The sequence below is a fragment of the Microbacterium sp. NPDC056057 genome, assembly GCF_042266945.1.
Lineage (GTDB): Bacteria > Actinomycetota > Actinomycetes > Actinomycetales > Microbacteriaceae > Microbacterium > Microbacterium trichothecenolyticum_C.
Map to the genome: position 1 here is coordinate 1,565,624 of NZ_JBHJWS010000001.1, position 16,704 is coordinate 1,582,327.

The 16,704-nt window shown below is 72.1% G+C and carries 14 protein-coding genes and 1 pseudogene; 10 read left to right on the forward strand and 5 right to left on the reverse strand.

Translation table 11 applies throughout. From position 1 onward, the window contains the following. Nucleotides 1-37: 37 nt before the first annotated feature. Entirely contained in the window at nucleotides 38-3,670 is a 3,633-nt protein-coding gene (gene metH, locus ACFC1K_RS06535) for a methionine synthase (RefSeq protein ID WP_375870941.1), read from the forward strand. 180 nt (nucleotides 3,671-3,850) lie between these two features. Here the strand turns inward: metH and ACFC1K_RS06540 are convergent, their stop codons facing one another. From ACFC1K_RS06540 to ACFC1K_RS06550, 3 genes are read right to left on the reverse strand one after another with little or no spacing between them, the layout of a single operon-like run. Continuing rightward, the gene (locus ACFC1K_RS06540) at nucleotides 3,851-4,276 is read right to left on the reverse strand and encodes a hypothetical protein (RefSeq protein ID WP_375870942.1); all 426 of its coding nucleotides are present in this window, start codon (nucleotides 4,274-4,276) and stop codon (nucleotides 3,851-3,853) included. A gap of 25 nt (nucleotides 4,277-4,301) precedes the next feature. Next, nucleotides 4,302-7,319 (reverse strand): ATP-binding cassette domain-containing protein, encoded by a 3,018-nt coding sequence (locus ACFC1K_RS06545; protein WP_375870943.1) that lies wholly within the window; start codon nucleotides 7,317-7,319, stop codon nucleotides 4,302-4,304. A 1-nt stretch (nucleotide 7,320) separates the two neighbouring features. Continuing rightward, a complete protein-coding gene (locus ACFC1K_RS06550; protein WP_310285291.1) occupies nucleotides 7,321-7,869 on the reverse strand; it encodes a hypothetical protein in 549 nt (182 codons plus the stop codon). Nucleotides 7,870-7,945: 76 nt separating this feature from the next. On the opposite strand from ACFC1K_RS06550, the gene ACFC1K_RS06555 reads away from it, so the two are divergent. Both ACFC1K_RS06555 and ACFC1K_RS06560 read left to right on the forward strand, forming a co-directional pair. Continuing rightward, the gene (locus ACFC1K_RS06555) at nucleotides 7,946-8,860 is read left to right on the forward strand and encodes a 1,4-dihydroxy-2-naphthoyl-CoA synthase (RefSeq protein WP_375870944.1); all 915 of its coding nucleotides are present in this window, start codon (nucleotides 7,946-7,948) and stop codon (nucleotides 8,858-8,860) included. A gap of 13 nt (nucleotides 8,861-8,873) precedes the next feature. Continuing rightward, a complete protein-coding gene (locus ACFC1K_RS06560) occupies nucleotides 8,874-10,028 on the forward strand; it encodes an AMP-binding protein (protein ID WP_375870945.1) in 1,155 nt (384 codons plus the stop codon). 54 nt (nucleotides 10,029-10,082) lie between these two features. Here ACFC1K_RS06560 and ACFC1K_RS06565 read toward each other — a convergent pair whose 3' ends face one another. Next, nucleotides 10,083-10,466: a VOC family protein gene (locus tag ACFC1K_RS06565; protein WP_375870946.1), complete on the reverse strand. Its 384-nt coding sequence runs from the start codon at nucleotides 10,464-10,466 to the stop codon at nucleotides 10,083-10,085. Nucleotides 10,467-10,556: 90 nt separating this feature from the next. Between ACFC1K_RS06565 and ACFC1K_RS06570 the strand changes: the two genes are divergently transcribed. Continuing rightward, nucleotides 10,557-11,540, forward strand: a complete 984-nt coding sequence (locus ACFC1K_RS06570) for a 1,4-dihydroxy-2-naphthoate polyprenyltransferase (protein ID WP_375870947.1) — start codon at nucleotides 10,557-10,559, stop codon at nucleotides 11,538-11,540. Nucleotides 11,541-11,559: 19 nt separating this feature from the next. Here the strand turns inward: ACFC1K_RS06570 and ACFC1K_RS06575 are convergent, their stop codons facing one another. Continuing rightward, on the reverse strand, nucleotides 11,560-11,868 hold the full coding sequence (locus ACFC1K_RS06575; RefSeq protein ID WP_310285282.1) for a DUF4229 domain-containing protein: 309 nt from the start codon (nucleotides 11,866-11,868) through the stop codon (nucleotides 11,560-11,562). Nucleotides 11,869-11,970: 102 nt separating this feature from the next. Between ACFC1K_RS06575 and ACFC1K_RS06580 the strand changes: the two genes are divergently transcribed. From ACFC1K_RS06580 to ACFC1K_RS06605, 6 genes and pseudogenes are all read left to right on the forward strand, one after another. Beyond that, entirely contained in the window at nucleotides 11,971-12,465 is a 495-nt protein-coding gene (locus ACFC1K_RS06580) for a PLDc N-terminal domain-containing protein (protein WP_310285280.1), read from the forward strand. Between the two features lies 1 nt (nucleotide 12,466). After that, nucleotides 12,467-14,290 (forward strand): 2-succinyl-5-enolpyruvyl-6-hydroxy-3-cyclohexene-1-carboxylic-acid synthase, encoded by a 1,824-nt coding sequence (menD, locus tag ACFC1K_RS06585; RefSeq protein WP_375870948.1) that lies wholly within the window; start codon nucleotides 12,467-12,469, stop codon nucleotides 14,288-14,290. 27 nt (nucleotides 14,291-14,317) lie between these two features. Then, nucleotides 14,318-15,241, forward strand: coding sequence for a PPK2 family polyphosphate kinase (locus ACFC1K_RS06590; protein ID WP_310285276.1), 924 nt, complete (start codon nucleotides 14,318-14,320; stop codon nucleotides 15,239-15,241). A gap of 128 nt (nucleotides 15,242-15,369) precedes the next feature. Further along, nucleotides 15,370-15,723, forward strand: a complete 354-nt coding sequence (locus ACFC1K_RS06595) for a PadR family transcriptional regulator (RefSeq protein WP_056368906.1) — start codon at nucleotides 15,370-15,372, stop codon at nucleotides 15,721-15,723. A 47-nt stretch (nucleotides 15,724-15,770) separates the two neighbouring features. Next, on the forward strand, nucleotides 15,771-16,610 hold the full coding sequence (locus ACFC1K_RS06600; protein ID WP_375871161.1) for a permease prefix domain 1-containing protein: 840 nt from the start codon (nucleotides 15,771-15,773) through the stop codon (nucleotides 16,608-16,610). Continuing rightward, a pseudogene (locus ACFC1K_RS06605) lies at nucleotides 16,597-16,704 on the forward strand (ABC transporter); the annotation flags it as partial. The gene ACFC1K_RS06600 and the pseudogene ACFC1K_RS06605, both read left to right, overlap by 14 nt.

Genomic DNA, 16,704 nt, shown 5'->3' on the forward strand with positions numbered 1-16,704 from the left:
CGGGACGCCGAAGACCCCGGCGACTAAAATCGCCGAGGTGACCGCAGCACCGCCCGCACCCCGGTTCGCCCTCGACATCGACGGGGTTCCCAGGCCTGAGCGCTCGCAGCAGCTGCTCGACGGCGTACGCGAGCGGGTGGTCATCGCCGACGGCGCGATGGGCACGATGCTGCAGCGCTACGACCTGTCGATCGACGGCGACTTCCAGGGCCTCGAGGGGTGCAACGAGATCCTCAACGTCTCGCGCCCCGACGTGGTCGGGGAGATCCACGACGCGTACCTCGCGGTGGGCGTCGACGCGGTCGAGACCAACACGTTCGGCGCGAACTGGTCGAACCTCGACGACTACGGCATCGTCGACCGCATCGCCGAGCTCGCCGAGAAGGGTGCCCGCATCGCGCGCGAGCGCGTCGCGGCCGCCGAGGCCGTCGACGGCCGCGTGCGCTGGGTGCTCGGCTCGATGGGGCCGGGCACGAAGCTGCCGAGCCTCGGGCACACCACGTACGACAACCTCAAGCAGACCTTCGCGCTCCAGGCCGAGGGGCTCATCGACGGCGGCGCCGACGCGTTCCTCGTCGAGACCTCGCAGGACCTGCTGCAGACCAAGGCCGCCATCAACGGCTGTCGGCAGGCGATCGTCAGCCGCGGCATCCGTCTGCCGATCTTCGTCGAAGTGACGGTCGAGACCACCGGGACCATGCTCATGGGCTCCGAGATCGGCGCGGCGCTCACGGCCATCGAGCCGCTCGGTGTCGACGCGATCGGGCTCAACTGCGCCACCGGCCCGACCGAGATGAGCGAGCACCTCCGGCACCTGTCGAAGCACGCGACGGTGCCCATCGCGTGCATGCCGAACGCGGGGCTTCCCGTGCTCGGGGCGAACGGCGCGCACTACCCGCTCACCCCGGTCGAGCTCGCGACGGCGCACGAGCAGTTCGTCAGGGAGTTCGGGCTGGGCCTCGTCGGCGGATGCTGCGGCACCACGCCCGAGCACCTCGCCGCCGTCGTCGAGCGCCTGCGTCCGGTCGGCGGCGCCGCGCCGCGTCGCCCCGAGCTCGATCCGGGCGTCGCGTCGCTGTACCAGCACGTGTCGTTCCAGCAGGACGCCTCGTACCTCGCGATCGGCGAGCGCACCAACGCGAACGGCTCGAAGGCGTTCCGCGAGGCGATGCTCGAGGAGCGCTGGGACGACTGCGTCGAGATCGCGCGCGACCAGATCCGCGTGGGCGCGCACCTGCTCGACGTGTGCATCGACTACGTCGGCCGCGACGGCGTCGCCGACATCCGCGAGGTCGTCTCGCGCTTCGCGAGCGCCTCGACCCTGCCGCTCGTGGTCGACTCGACCGAGCCCGCGGTCATCGCCGCCGGGCTCGAGCTCATCGGCGGCCGGCCCGTCGTGAACTCCGTGAACTACGAGGACGGCGACGGCCCCACCTCCCGGTTCGGCCGCATCATGCCGCTCGTCAAGGAGCACGGCACCGCGGTCGTCGCGCTGACGATCGACGAGCACGGCCAGGCCCGCACGGCCGAGGGCAAGGTGCAGATCGCGTCGCGCCTCGTCGACGAGCTCGTCGGAGAGTGGGGGATGCGGGTCAACGACATCATCGTCGACTGCCTGACCTTCCCGATCGCGACGGGTCAGGAGGAGACCCGCCGCGACGCCATCGAGACGATCGAGGCGATCCGGCAGATCACGGCGAAGTACCCCGGCATCAACACGACCCTCGGCGTCTCGAACGTCTCGTTCGGCCTCAACCCGGCCGCCCGCAGCGTGCTGAACTCCGCGTTCATGCACGAAGCGGTCGAGGCCGGTCTCACCTCGGGCATCATCGACGCCGCGAAGATCGTGCCGCTCGCCTCGATCTCGGAGGAGCAGCGCAAGGTCGCGCTCGACCTGGTGTGGGACCGTCGCGAGTACGACGCCGACGGCAACGTCACGTACGACCCGCTGGCACGGATGCTGGACCTCTTCGCGGGCGTCGACACCGCGGCCCTGCGCAACCAGCGCGCGGCCGAGCTCGCGGCGCTGCCGGTGGGGGAGCGGCTCGAACGACGCATCATCGACGGCGAGGGCAAGGGCCTCGAAGCCGACCTCGACCTCGCTCGCGAGGGCGGGCTGGCGCCGCTGCAGATCATCAACGACCACCTGCTCGAGGGCATGAAGATCGTCGGCGAGCGGTTCGGCGCCGGCGAGATGCAGCTGCCGTTCGTGCTGCAGTCGGCCGAGGTGATGAAGAACGCGGTCGCCCTCCTCGAACCGCACATGGAGAAGTCGGATGCCTCGGGCAAGGGCCGCATCATCCTGGCGACCGTCCGCGGCGACGTGCACGACATCGGCAAGAACCTCGTCGACATCATCCTGACCAACAACGGGTACGACGTGATCAACCTCGGCATCAAGCAGCCGATCGCCGACATCATCGCGGCGGCCGAGGAGCACGGCGCCGACGTCATCGGCATGTCGGGCCTGCTCGTGAAGTCAACGGTCGTGATGAAGGAGAACCTCGAAGAGCTCACGTCGCGCGGCCTCGGCAAGAAGTGGCCGGTGATCCTGGGTGGTGCGGCGCTGACGCGCGCGTACGTCGAGGACGACCTCGCCTCGCTGTTCGACGGCGAGGTGCGCTACGCCCGCGACGCGTTCGAGGGGCTCGCGCTCATGGATCCGCTCGTGAAGATCGCGCGCGGTGCCGACCCGGGGTCGGTCGGACTGCCGGCGCTGAAGAAGCGGCGCCACGCGGCGGGTTCCAAGCTCACGCTGACCGAACCCGAGGCGATGCCGTCGCGCTCGGACGTCGCATCCGACAATCCCGTCCCCGCCCCGCCGTTCTGGGGAACGCGCATCGTCCGTGGCCTCGCGCTGCACGACTACGCCGCCTTCCTCGACGAGCGCGCGACGTTCATGGGCCAGTGGGGCCTCAAGCCCGGCCGCGGCGAGGACGGCGCCACCTACGAGCAGCTCGTCGAGGCCGAAGGCCGGCCGCGGCTGCGGTACTGGCTCGATCGCATCCTCGGCGAGGGCATGCTCGACGCGTCGGTCGCGTACGGCTTCTTCCCGGTCGTGTCGGAGGGCAACGACGTCGTCGTGCTGCACCACGGCGACGACCCCTCGGGCGCGCTCGGAGCCGCCGGCCTCCTCGCCCCCGACGGCGGGTCGGACGGCACGCTCGTCACCGACCGCCTGCGCTTCCACTTCCCGCGTCAGCGCCGCGACCGCCACCTGTGTCTGGCCGACTTCGTGCGCTCGCGCGAGTCGGGCCAGGTCGACGTGATGCCGGTGCAGCTCGTCACGGCAGGCGCGAACATCGACTCGGTCACCGCGAAGCTCTTCGCCGAGGACAAGTACCGCGACTACTACGAGCTCAACGGGCTCGTGATGCAGCTGACCGAGGCGCTCGCCGAGTACTGGCACGCCCGCATCCGCTCGGAACTCGGGTTCTCGCACGAGGACCCGACCGACACCGCGGGCCTCTTCAAGCTCGAGTACCGCGGCGCCCGCTTCTCCCTCGGCTACCCCGCGTGCCCCGACATGGAGGACCGCCGCAAGGTCGTCGAGCTCCTCCGCCCCGAGCGCATGGGCGTCGAGCTCAGCGAGGAGCTGCAGCTCCACCCCGAGCAGTCCACCGACGCGTTCGTCTTCCACCACCCCGAGGCGAAGTACTTCTCCGTCTGAGGGATGCCGCGGTCCGCAGCATCCGTGAAGGTCCTCGCTGTGGTCGCAACCCGACGTGCAGAGCGGCCACTTCGGACACTTCGGGCGACGGACCGCTGCCGACGTGGCAGGTCTTGCCGCTTCGGCGGGTGCACAGCGGCGATTGCTGCCACCACAGTCACGCCGGCCGCGCGTGGAGGCTCAGTCCGGCGTGATCCGGAAGTCGACGTTGGCGGGCACGCCGCCGTCGAGCCACGACGCGGGCGAGGCCGTCATGAACGACATCACCCCGAGCACGGCGGCCAGGAGCGGCACCACCCACAGGGCGGTGGCGGCGATCCGGAGGATGCGCGAGATCTGGGCGGTCGTGGTGGCCTTCGCGGCGCGGCTCACAGCGATCACGAAGACGAACGCCATCACGAGCCACGTCAGGGGGGAGGGACGCAGCGTCGCGGTGTAGCAGATCTGGTCGCCGCCCGACGCGGGGTCGAGGCATCCGCCGCTCGAGGCGAGGGCGAGCACGCCGTACAGAACCGCCCACAGGAGTCCGCGCTGGGCGAGCGAGACGATCTCGGGCACGTACGCACCGATGAGGTTCGTCGGCGGCGCTGCGGTCGCAGTGGTCACGTGGGCTCCTCCCGGCACGTGACCTTCACGATAGGGCAGAGGCGCGCTCTCGCGGGGCGGGCACGGGCTGCGTCCGTGTCGCGAGCGGCTTGGTGCGGCGGAGGGCCGCGAGGATCGGGCGACCGACGACGACCAGCCCGATGACGGTGGTGATCGCGCGGAGGGTGTCCCAGCTGAGGGTCGAGGTGACCAGCGAGTACAGCAGGAAGCTCGAGAGGTTCACGTCGAGCGGCGCGCTGCCGTCGTACGAGATGCCGGTGCCGTAGCCGACGGCGAACGGCCAGAACCAAAGGTTCATCAGCAGGCCGAACGCGTACGAGGCGACGACGCCGTAGACGCTGAGCATCGCGATCTCGGCCCCGCGGGAGATCCGCCGGGGGAGCAGCCCCGCGATCGCGCCCACCCACGCGCACGCGAACATCTGGAACGGGGTCCATGGGCCGAAGGTGCCCGTGATGAGGGTGGAGAGGGCGATCGTCGCCATGCCGAGCAGCATGCCGAACCGCGCGCCGTAGGCACGCCCCGCCAGGATCAGCAGGATGAACACCGCCTCGACACCGCCGACGCCCGTGCCCGCGATGCGCACGGCCGCGCCGATCGCGGCGAGCGTGCCGAGGAGCGCCAGCATGTGCGCCGACCGCACGCTCCCGTCGAGGGTGGCCACCACCACGAGCGCGGCGAGCGGCACGAGCGCGAGCGCCGCGATCGGCACCGCCGCGTAGGCCTGCTCCGGCACGGCGGTCGCGACCAGCGGCCAGCAGAACGCCCCGAGCGCGACGAGATTCGCTGCGGCGAGGGCCGCGACCGGCAGTGCCTTCAGCCGACGCCGCCTCCGGGCAGTGTTCCGAGTCCGCAATTCAGGACGGTTCGCGGAGCCGGAATGGACGGGTCCCGATTCCTGCGGGTCTTTCGAGGGCCGCAGGGATCGGTCCTGAGTTACGGACGGGGAGGCGGTGGGCGCGAGGTCATCCACGCGAGGGGACTCCCGGAGGTCTCGGCCGCGTGAGGACGGCCGGTGCGGCCGTTCCGGCGTTCGCAATTCAGGACGGTTCGAGCGGCTGGCCTGTGCGCCCGCGGAGTTCCGTGCCTCGCGCGCGGCGGCTGCGCGTTCATCCTGAGTTACGAACGGGGCGTCGGTGAGAACACCGGCGTTCATCGTCAGCGCGCGGTCGGCCCGGGCGGCGAACTCGGGCTCGTGCGTGGCCACCAGCACCGCTGTGCCCGTGGCGGCGAGCGAGTCCAGCGCGGCCCAGACCAGGTCGCGGGCCGCGGGGTCGAGGCCTCGCGTGGGCTCGTCCACCAGGAGCACGCGCGGCGCGCCCGCGAGCTGGATCGCCAGCGCGAGGCAGCGCCGCTCACCCGCGGAGAGGTCGCGCGGATGCCGCGACATCCGCGCCGCGAAGGCCGGACCGTCCGGGTCGAGACCGAGGAACCCGGCGAACCGGATCGCAGCCGCAGGCTCCGCACGCCCCGCCCGGCGGTCAGCGCGGCGGCACTCGGCCGCGACGGTGTCCGAGACGAAGAGGTCGTCCGAGGCATCCGGAACCAGCGCCACTCGACCGGCGGACTCGATGTCGGTCCCCCGTGCGGGAAGGGCGAGCGCCGCGAGCAGGCTCGACTTGCCGGCGCCGTTCGGTCCCACGAGCGCGACGATCTCGCCGGCGCGCAGCTCGACGTCGGCACCGGCCACGGCCACCGCATCCCCGTGCCGCACCGTGATCTCGCGCGCGTGCAGCACGGGCGTCCCGGGTTCGGGGCGCATCCCGTGCGTCCGGGGCGCATCCCGTGCGCCCCGAACGTTCGCCGTGCGCCCCGAACCCGGCTCATCGGGCTCGACCGCCGCGATCGCACCGTCGTCGATCCGCAGCACGGTGTCGGCGATCCCGGCGAGTGCGTGGACGCGGTGCTCCGCCACGACGACGCACATCCCCGCCTCGTGCGCCAGGGAATCCAGGAGCCCGGCGATCCGCACCCGCGCGGCGGCGTCGAGATCGGCGAGCGGCTCATCGACCAGCAGCAGGATGGGGTGCTCGACGATCGCCGCGGCGATCGCCACCAGCGTCGCCTCGCCCGCCGAGAGCCCGCGCGTGGGGCGGTCGAGCAGCGCCGTCGCGCCGACCCGGTCGGCGATCTCGGCCACGCGCGCGGTCACGAGAACGGGGGCGACGCCGCGCAGCTCGAGCGAGAGGCCGATCTCGTCGCGCACGCGCTCGGTGGCGAACGCGTCACGCGGATGCTGCAGCACCACGCCCACCCGCTGCGCGAGGTCGCGCGGCGGCACGGTCGCGCGTTCGTGGCCGACGACCTGCAGCGACCCCGCGATCCAGCCGCCGTCCGTGTGCGTGTGGAGGCCCGCGACCGCCCGCAGCAGCGTCGACTTGCCCGACCCTGTCGGCCCCGCGACGAGGGTGAGCGTCCCCGCCGGGAGCGCGAGCGAGGACGGAAGACGGATGCCTCGTCTCGCTGCGCCGTCGCCGAACCCGATCTCCACGCCCTCGGCCTGGACCGGTGCGAGGCAGTCCCCGTCCAGCCCGCGTCCCGCGAAGCCGCGGAGCTCGAGGGCGGCGGCGACGGCCCCGGCACGCTCGAGCGTTCGTTCCAGCAGGGGAAGCAGCATCCGTGCCCCGCCGCGCTCGCCGCGGAGGCGCTGCGCGAACCGCACAGCCCGGGCGCCGTCGGCGAGCGAGGGGAGGGTGGCCGCAGCGATCGCGAGCGCCCGTGCGACGCCCCGCAGCGGGCCGCGCCGGGACGCCCGCGCGAACACGCGGTGCAGGTCGACGAGTGCATTCACCACCCCGAACGCGAGGATCGTGAGGGCGATCGGCAGGGCGCTGGCGGCGGCATCCCACAGTCCATCGACCGTGACCGGGCCCAGCAGCACCACATGCGCGAACGGCGACGGCAGTCGCACCGCCGGAAGGTCCAGCAGGACGAAGCCGTCGCCGTCGGCGCCGTGGAAGAGGATGCGGTAGACGACCCGGGCCGCCACGAACCCTGCGGCGAGGATCGCCGCGGCTCGCAGGGGACCGGGTCGGAACGTCATGTCAGGATGTCGGCGCTGCCGGCTCTCCGTTCAGCGTGAAGAGCAGCCCGAGCGACTCGCCCGGCTCGAGCTCGAGGGTGGCGATGCCTTCCTGGGCGAAGCCCCACTCACCACCTGCGGGCTTGACCCACAGCCCCCAGAACGCGTACTCGGGGGCCATCGACGTGCAGGTCTCGAAGTACTCCGAGCCGTCGGGCGCGGTGATCGCCTGGTCCTCGGCGGGCACGCCGTTGACACGGCACACGACCTGGTCGCCGTACTCCTCGGTGCCCTCGGTCGTGACGTTCACGAGTGTGAGCGCGTCGGCGGCGGCGAGCGTCTCGTCGGTCTCGATGCACCACGACTTGCTGTCGCCGTCCTCGAGCGCCGAGGCGTCGACGGCCACGGTGATGCCGGCGTCATCGGCGCACGCCTCGTCGCTGACCTGCACGGCCTGCGTGTCGGAGGCCGTCGGCGCCGCCTCGGGGGCGTCGGACGAGCAGGCGGCGAGGGCGAAGAGCAGGGCAGCGGATGCCGCGGCGGCGGCCACGGCGCGAAGAGTCGAAGTCACCGATCCAGGCTAGGCCCCGGCTGCCGGTGTCCGGTTGCACATGACGCCCGCGCGGAGCCCCCCGTAGGCTGGCCGGGTGAGCGTTTCGGAACTCTTCGACGACAGCGAGTGGCAGCAGGCGCCCGGCCGGCCCGAGGGCGGCTACACCGACATCACGGCCCATGTCTCGAAGGACGGCCGCATCGCGCGCATCGCGTTCGATCGGCCGGAGGTGCGCAACGCCTTCCGTCCGCACACCGTCGACGAGCTCTACCGCGCGCTCGACATCGCCCGCCAGGACCCCCGCGTGGGTGTCGTGCTTCTCACCGGCAACGGGCCGAGCCCGAAGGACGGCGGCTGGGCGTTCTGCTCGGGCGGCGACCAGCGCATCCGCGGGCGCGACGGCTACAAGTACTCCGAGGACGAGACGGCCGTCCCGGCCGAGGCCCAGGCCCGTGCTGGACGACTGCACATCCTCGAGGTGCAGCGGCTGATCCGGTTCATGCCCAAGGTCGTGATCGCCGTGATCCCCGGGTGGGCCGCCGGCGGCGGGCACTCGCTGCACGTCGTGTGCGACCTGTCGATCGCCTCGGCCGAGCACGGCCGGTTCAAGCAGACGGACGCCGACGTGGGCTCGTTCGACGCCGGGTACGGCTCGGCGTACTTCGCCCGGCAGATCGGGCAGAAGTTCGCACGCGAGGTCTTCTTCCTCGCCGAGGAGTACTCCGCACAGCGCGCCTACGAGATGGGCGCGGTCAACCGGGTCGTGCCGCATGCCGACCTCGAGCGCGAGGCCGTGTCGATGGCCCGCACGATCCTCACCAAGTCGCCGACCGCGATCCGCATGCTGAAGTTCGCGTTCAACGCGGTCGACGACGGCATGGTCGGTCAGCAGGTGTTCGCGGGGGAGGCCACGCGCCTGGCCTACGGCACCGACGAGGCCGTCGAGGGCCGGGACTCGTTCCTCGAGAAGCGCGACCCCGACTGGTCGCCCTACCCCTGGCACTTCTGATCCGGCGCCCGCGATGAAGCTCGTCCCCGTCATCGGCGATGACCCCCGCGAGATCCTGCGGGGCCTCCGCGGTGCGCTGCACGGCGCAGGACCGGCGCTCGGCCTCGGCCTCGTCAGCGGCCTCCCCGCAGAAGTCCGGGCGGGGACCGCGGTGGTCGTGACGACGTCCGGGTCCACCGGCATCCCGAAGAGCGTGGTCCTCAGCCGCGACGCGCTCACCGCGAGCGCCCTCTCGACCGCCGACCGCATCGGCGACGGCGCGTGGCTGCTGGCGCTGCCGGCGAGCTACGTCGCGGGACTGCAGGTGCTCGTGCGCTCCCTCGTCGCCGATCGTGAGCCTGCGATCCTCACGGGGGCCTTCACTCCGCAGGCGTTCTCGGCGACCGCGCTCATGATGGTGTCGACCGAGCGCGGCGAGCGGGTGCCGAGCTACACCTCGCTGGTGCCCGCGCAGCTGTCGAAGCTGCTCGACGCGGCCGAGCACGACCCCTCGGTCCTCGCGGCGCTGCGGTCCTTCGAGACGATCCTGGTCGGAGGCCAGGCGCTCCCCGCGGCGACCCTCGAGCGCGCCGAGGCCGCGGGCGCGCGCATCGTGCGCACCTACGGCTCCACCGAGACGAGCGGGGGCTGCGTGTACGACGGCGTGGCCCTGGGCAACGTGCGCCTGCGCATCGAGCGCGGCGAAGTGCAGGTCTCCGGCCCGACACTGGCCGACGGCTACCTCGGCAACGACGAACTGACGGATGCTGCGTTCCTCCGCGACCGCGACGGATCCCGGTGGTACCGCACCGGCGACGCGGGACTCCTCGAGGACGGGGTCCTGCGCGTGCGCGGCCGCATCGACAACGTCATCGTGTCGGGCGGCATCAACGTCTCGCTCGACCGCGTCGAGCGGATCGTGAGGGGGATCCCCGGCCTTGCTCTCGCCGTCGTCGTGGGGATTCCCGACGAGCGATGGGGCGAGGCATCCGTCGTCGTCGCCTCCCGGGGCGAGGCGCTGCGGCGCAGCGAAGCGGTGCAGCTCGAGGAGGCGCGCGCCGCCGTCCAGGCCGAGGTCGGCGCACACGCCCGCCCGTCACGGCTCGTGCTGGTCGACGAACTCGCGACGCTGCCCTCAGGAAAACCCGACCGCGAGGCGATCCGCCGCGCCGTGATGGCCCTGCACTGACGCGCGCTTCGACAAGCTCAGCGACCGGAGTGCGGCTCAGCGAGCGGGTGCGGCTCAGCCCGGCGGGTACGGGCCGGTGTCGACGACGCAGAAGCGGTTGCCCTCGGTGTCTTCGAGGACGACCCAGTCGGCGTCGTCGGGGTAGTCGTGCCAGTCGACCTCGCGGGCGCCGAGCCCGAGCAGGCGCGCCACCTCGGCCGCCTGGTCCTCGGCGTACAGGTCGAGGTGGATGCGCGGCGGGTAGTGCTGCGGGTACCCGGTGACCGACAGTGCGAGGCTCGCCCCGGGCGCCGACCAGTCGGCCTTGCCCGGCGGATCGAGGATGACCCAGTCGCCGGAGGGCTCGTTGCGGTTGACGTAGCCGAGGGCCGCGCGCCAGAAGTCGCCGGCGCGTGAGATGTCCTCCACGGTGAGGACGATGGATCCGATGCTCAGCATGGGCTTCATCCTCGCCCCGGGCGCCGACATCCGTCAGGGGGGTTGACGGATGCGTGTGCCGCATCGGCTCGGCCCCTAAGATGTGCATTCGTGGCAGGAACCCCGAGCAAGAAGCGAACCACCGCCGGACGCAAGAAGCAGCCGCCCCGCGGAAACCCGCAGAAGGCGCACATCTCGCGCGACCCCGCGCACGTCGAGAAGCCCACGGCGCGCGACTGGATCGGCGCGGCGCGCCTGCGCACCCTGCCCCTGGCGATCACGCCCATCCTCGTCGGCACGGGCGCCGCGATCCTCGTGGTGGACGTCTTCCACTGGGTGATCGCGCTCTTCTGCCTCATCGTGTCGGTGTCGCTGCAGATCGGCGTCAACTACGCCAACGACTACAGCGACGGCATCCGGGGCACCGACGACTTCCGGGTCGGCCCCGCCCGTCTCACGGCCGGCCGCAAGGTGAAGCCGCGCACCGTGCTCATCGTCGCGCTGGCGTTCTTCGCGATCGCGGCGATCGCCGGACTCGCGATCACGATCCGCACCCAGCAGTGGTGGCTGATCGCCGCCGGCGCCGTGTGCATCCTCGCTGCGTGGTTCTACACCGGCGGCAAGCGGCCGTACGGCTACTACGGCCTCGGCGAGCTCTTCGTCTTCGTGTTCTTCGGTCTCGTCGCGACGCTCGGCACGACCTGGGTGCAGGCCTTCGCCCTCCCGCAGGAGGCGTGGTTCGGCGCCGTCGGCGTCGGCCTCATCGCCTGCGCGGTGCTGCTGGCGAACAACCTGCGCGACATCGACCAGGACCGTGCCGCGCACAAGCGGACGCTCACGGTGCTCATCGGCCGCACGGCGACGCGCTGGCTGTTCACCGTGTTCCTGCTGGCGGCGTTCGCCATCGCCGCGTTCCTGGCGTGGATCGGCTACCCGATCGCCTGGCTCGCGCTGCTCGCGCTGCTGGCCGGCGCGCCGGCGATCCTCATCGTGTGGACCTACCGCGACCCTCGCGAGCTCGTCGTCGCCCTGGGCCTCACGTCGCTGACGTCGGTCGCCTACGGCGCCTTCCTCATGTGGGCCTTCATCGGCTGACGGATGCTGCGCCCCGGCGTCAGGCGCGGGGTCCGGGCGCGTCGCCGTCGGGCGTGGACGGAGCGGCGGCGTCGGCCGCAGCATCCTCCGCCTCTTCGTCGCTGGCGGCGGCGCGCGCCTGGGCGCGGCGCTCGGCGAGGCCGGAGGTGACGTCGTCCAGGGGCTTGCGGAGGAAGAGCACCGAGAGGCTCAGGCCGATGAGGGCGGCGAAGATGGCGGCGAGCCAGTAGTACTCGCGCATGATCGGGAACAGCATCAGGATGCCGAACGGCACGAGGAACGCCAGCAGCCGCAGCACCGAGTAGACGATGGCAGAGCGCGCTTTCACCCATCCATCCTACGTTCCGTCGCGGAGGCCGCTTCTGCGACGGTTGCGTCACGGAGCGCCCGCGAACGCCCACTCGGGGCCCCGCCCGCCTAGGATGGGAAGATGCCTCGGGTGCTGTTGATTCTGGCCCTGGTGGCGACCGCGTTCTGGGTCTTCACCATCGTCGATTGCGCCGTCCAGCCCCCGACCCGCCACCGCGGCGTGAGCAAGCCGATCTGGATCCTCATCGTCGTGCTGCTGCCCGTGCTGGGCGGCCTCCTCTGGCTCATCGTCGGCCGCGGGCGCGCATCGTCCGTCGCCGCACGCAGGGCCCCCGATGACGACCCCGAGTTCCTCGGGCGCATCGGCACGATCTCCGACCAGGACGAGCGCATCCGCCGCCTCGAGGAGGAGCTCGCGCAGCTCGACGCCGAGGGCGACGACCCCCGCTTCAACCCTCCGGGCGGTCCCGCAGCGTCCGACGACACCGCCGTACCCGGCAGTGCCGCGGCCGCGGGCGGCACCGCGACGCCGGGTACCCCGCCGCAGCCGAAGCCGCCGATCCGTCCCGCGGACGGCGACGACGACGCCCGCGGTCAGCGCGGGGCCCTCGGCTGACGTGACCGACTCCGACAGCGCCGGGGGCGCGCTCGATTCCGCGCCCGCGACCGACGCCGCCGCCGCGCTGCTGTGCCGGCTCGTCGAGCTCGGTGTTCGCCACGTCGTGCTGAGCCCGGGCTCGCGCTCGCAGGCGCTCGCCCTGGTCGCCGCCGAGCTCGAACGGCGTGGCGCCCTCCGCCTCCACGTCCGCATCGACGAGCGTGTCGCGGGCTTCACGGCGCTCGGCATCGGACGCGAGACGCGGATGCCGGCCGCCGTGGTCTGCACGTCGGGCACCGCGGTCGCGAACCTGCTGCCCGCCGCGCTCGAGGCCCATCACGCCGGCGTGCCGCTGCTGCTGCTCACGGCCGACCGGCCCCCGGAGCTGCGCGGGGTCGGTGCGAACCAGACGACGCGCCAGCCGGGGATGTTCGCGCCCACGGTGCGGCTCGAGGCCGACGTGCCGGTTCCCGAGGCGCTCGATCCCGACGGCACCCACGAGCAGAGCGCGATGCTCCGCCTTCTCGCCGAGGACGCGGTCGCCGCGGCGCTGGGCGCGGGCACGCGGTCGCCGGGTCCCGTGCACCTGAACCTGCCGTACCGCGAGCCGCTGTCGGGCGCTCTGCCCGCGTGGATGGGCGTGCCCGCCGCCGAGCTCGAGACCGCCGTCGTCGACGACCCCGACGGACCCCCGGTGGCGGTCGATGCCGAGGACGAGGCATCCGGCGCGCTGTACCAGGGCGGTGGTGGCATCGGCGAGGCCGACCTGCCGGCCGAGCCGGAGGACGCGCCGCTCGTGCTCGAGCGCGGTCCCCGCACCATCGTGCTCGCGGGTGCCGACGCCGGCCCCGACGCGGAGGAGCTCGCCCACGTCGGCGCGTGGCCGCTCGTCGCCGAGATCGTGAGCGGTGCGCGCTTCGGGCGTCAGCTCGTCCACGGCTATCGCGCACTGCTCAGCGACCCGCAGCTCGGCGGCCGCATCGAGCGCGTCGTCGTGCTGGGTCACCCGACCCTCAGCCGGGAGGCGGCCGCGCTGCTCTCCGACCCCGAGATCGAGGTCGTCGCGGTGCGGGGTCCGGGCGAGCCGCTCAACCTCAACGGCGCCACCCTGGCCGCCGACCGCATCGCCGTCGCCACGGGCGACCCCGATCGCGAATGGCTCGGCGAGTGGATGCACGCGTCGCGCGCCGCATCCATCGATCTCACCCCGCCGGCTCCCGATGCCGACGGTCTCTCGTCGGCGGTGCCGGGGGAGAGGCTCGGAGCGATCGCGGCGGAGCTCGGCGTGATCCGCGCGCCCGTCGACCGTGCTGCGCTCGCCGACGCCGTCTGGCGGGCGACGTGGCCCCATGACCGCCTCGTGTTCGGATCGTCGCGCCTGGTGCGCGTCGCCGACCAGGTGCTCGGGGGCAAGAAGGTGCCGGTGCACGCCAATCGCGGGCTGGCCGGCATCGACGGAACGATCGCCACCGCGACCGGCATCGCCCTCGCGAGCCAGGCGGCGGGCGGAGCCGGGGTCACTCGCGTGATCCTCGGCGACCTCGCGCTGCTGCACGACGCCGGCGCAATGCTCCTGCCTCCCCAGGAGGACGAGCCGCGGCTCCAGCTCATCGTCGGCAACGACGGCGGCGGCACGATCTTCGACGGGCTCGAGGTGGCCGCCGTCGCGGGCGCCGACGTGATGGACCGCGTGCTCCTCACGCCGCACACCGTACGGCTCGAGCAGCTCGCGCTCGCGTACGGCTGGGAGTACCGCCGCGTCACGACGCGGGCGGCTCTCGACCAGGTGCTCACGTCGCCGGTCGGCGGTCGTCAGCTCATCGAGGTCCCGCTCGAGCGCTGAGCCCGCGGCATCCGCCATGATGGCTCCATGATCGCCTCGAGTCAGAAGCACTGGAGCGGCGACGTCGCCGATCTCCTCCGTGTCCGCGAGGGCTTCGTCCTCGCCGACGTCGACACCCGCTCGACCCCGGGATACGAGAAGGACAAGGCTCACGCGGCGGACGACCTCCAGTCCGGCGCCGCCGAGCTCGACGAGTATCAGGAGCGTCTGTACGCGCGCAGCCGCGTCGATGAGACCATCCCCACGCCCCCTCCAGGCGCCGCTGGCGCGTCGCCCGGAGCCTCCGGGCGCGTGGGCCCAGCCTCCGTGCTGCTGGTGCTGCAGGCGATGGACTCGGCCGGCAAGGGCGGCATCATCCGTCACGTCGTGGGCTCCGTCGACCCGCAGGGCATCGTGCTCGCGGCGTTCAAGAAGCCCACCGACGAGGAGCTGAAGCACGACTTCCTGTGGCGGATCAAACAGCGGCTTCCCGACTCGGGCATGATCGGCGTCTTCGACCGCTCGCACTACGAGGACGTGCTCATCGGCCGGGTCAGGCGCCTCGCCCCCGAGCAGGAGATCGAGCGTCGCTACGCGGCGATCAACGACTTCGAGCGTCAACTCACCGACTCCGGCACGAGGGTCGTCAAGGTGATGCTCCACATCTCGCCGGATGAGCAGAAGAAGCGCCTCATGCGCCGCCTCAACCGTCTCGACAAGCACTGGAAGTACAACCCGACCGACGTGGACGAGCGCGAGCTGTGGCCGCAGTACATGGCGGCGTACCAGACGGTGTTCGAGCGCACGTCGACCGAGCACGCGCCCTGGTTCGTCGTACCCGCAGACCACAAGTGGTACGGGCGGCTCGCCGTCCAGAACCTGCTGTTGGAGGCGCTCGAGGACATCGACCCGCAGTGGCCGAAGGCGACGTTCGACGTCGAAGCCGAGAAGCTGCGCCTCGCGGCCACCTGACCCGCCGCTCGCACCGAGCGCCTCCCCGCCGATCGCCGGCGGGGAGGCGCTCGTCGTGGAGACGGCGGGTATTCGAACTCGCAAAGTAGTTGATACTCAAGAGTACTTGACGTGATACAGTACTTGACATGACACAAGACGACGCGTTCGCGGCCGACCTGCTGCGCGGCCACACCGACACGATCGTGCTCGGTGTGCTGCGGCGCGGCGACGCGTACGGCTTCGAGATCTACAAGGCGATCCGCGATGCGACCGGCGGCGATCACGAGATCAAAGAGGCGACGCTGTACGCCACCTACCGCCGGCTCGAGAAGGACGGGCTCGTCGAGTCGTACTGGGGCGACGAGTCCCAGGGCGGCCGTCGCAAGTACTACCGCATCACCGACGCCGGCCGCGCGGTCTTCCGCGGCAACGTCGCGGCCTGGACCGCGACCCGGCGCATCATCGACTCACTGCTCGACGTGAAGGAGAGCCAGCAATGAACACCGACATCCATCGCCTCCTCGACGAGGCGTTCCAGGGCATCGAGATGACGCCCGACGCCCAGGACCTGAAGGAGGAGGTGCGCGCGAACCTCGTCGCCCGAACCGACGAACTCGAGGCGGCGGGTGTGCCGCCGACCGAGGCGGCGCGGCGCGCGATCGCCGAGCTCGGCGACGTCCGCGCCCTTCTCGACGAGACGGTGGATGCTGCGCCCCGCCCGCGCGCGGACGGCTATGCCGCCCTGCAGCAGCGTCATCGCGTGCGTCCGAAGCCGGGCTTCGTGGTCCGCGCCGTGGTGTGGTCCATCGCCGCGGTGATCGGCATCACGCTCGGCATCCTCGGGGCGGCAGGCGTGTGGCCGATCCCGCTCGGCGCGCAGATCGGCGCCTTCGGCTTCGCGGCCACCGCTCTCGGTCTCCTCGTCGGCGACTCGCTCTCGCAGGAGACGACGACCAACCACCCGATGCCGCAGAACCGCGCTGCCGGGTACTTCCTCGCCACGCTGCTCGGCGCCTATGGGCTCGGCTTCGTCGCGCTCGTCGCCTTCGGTTCGATGCCGGTGTGGGGCGTCGTGTTCGCCGCGCTCGGCATCATCGCCTCGATCATCCTGTTCGCGTTCCTCGGAGCGAGCCAGACGAACCGCCACAAGGCATGGACACGTCAGGCGCACACGAGCGAACCGCCGAACCGGTTCGAGCGCGAGCCCGAGACCGCCGCACGCTTCGGCATCTACAGCGCCGTCATCTGGCTGGTGACCTTCGCCGTCATCGCGGTGCTCGTCTTCACCGTCGGCTGGTGGTGGGCGCCGGTCGCCTTCGTCGGCGGGTTCGCGGTCATGATGCTCGTCCTCGCACGGATGCTCTTCGGCCCCGAGAAGAAGTCCTGAAACGTCGGGCGGCGCGGCGCTCGTGCACCGGCCGCGCGTGCTCTTCCTGGACGAGCCCACCACGGGACTGGACCCCGAGGCACGCGCCACGATG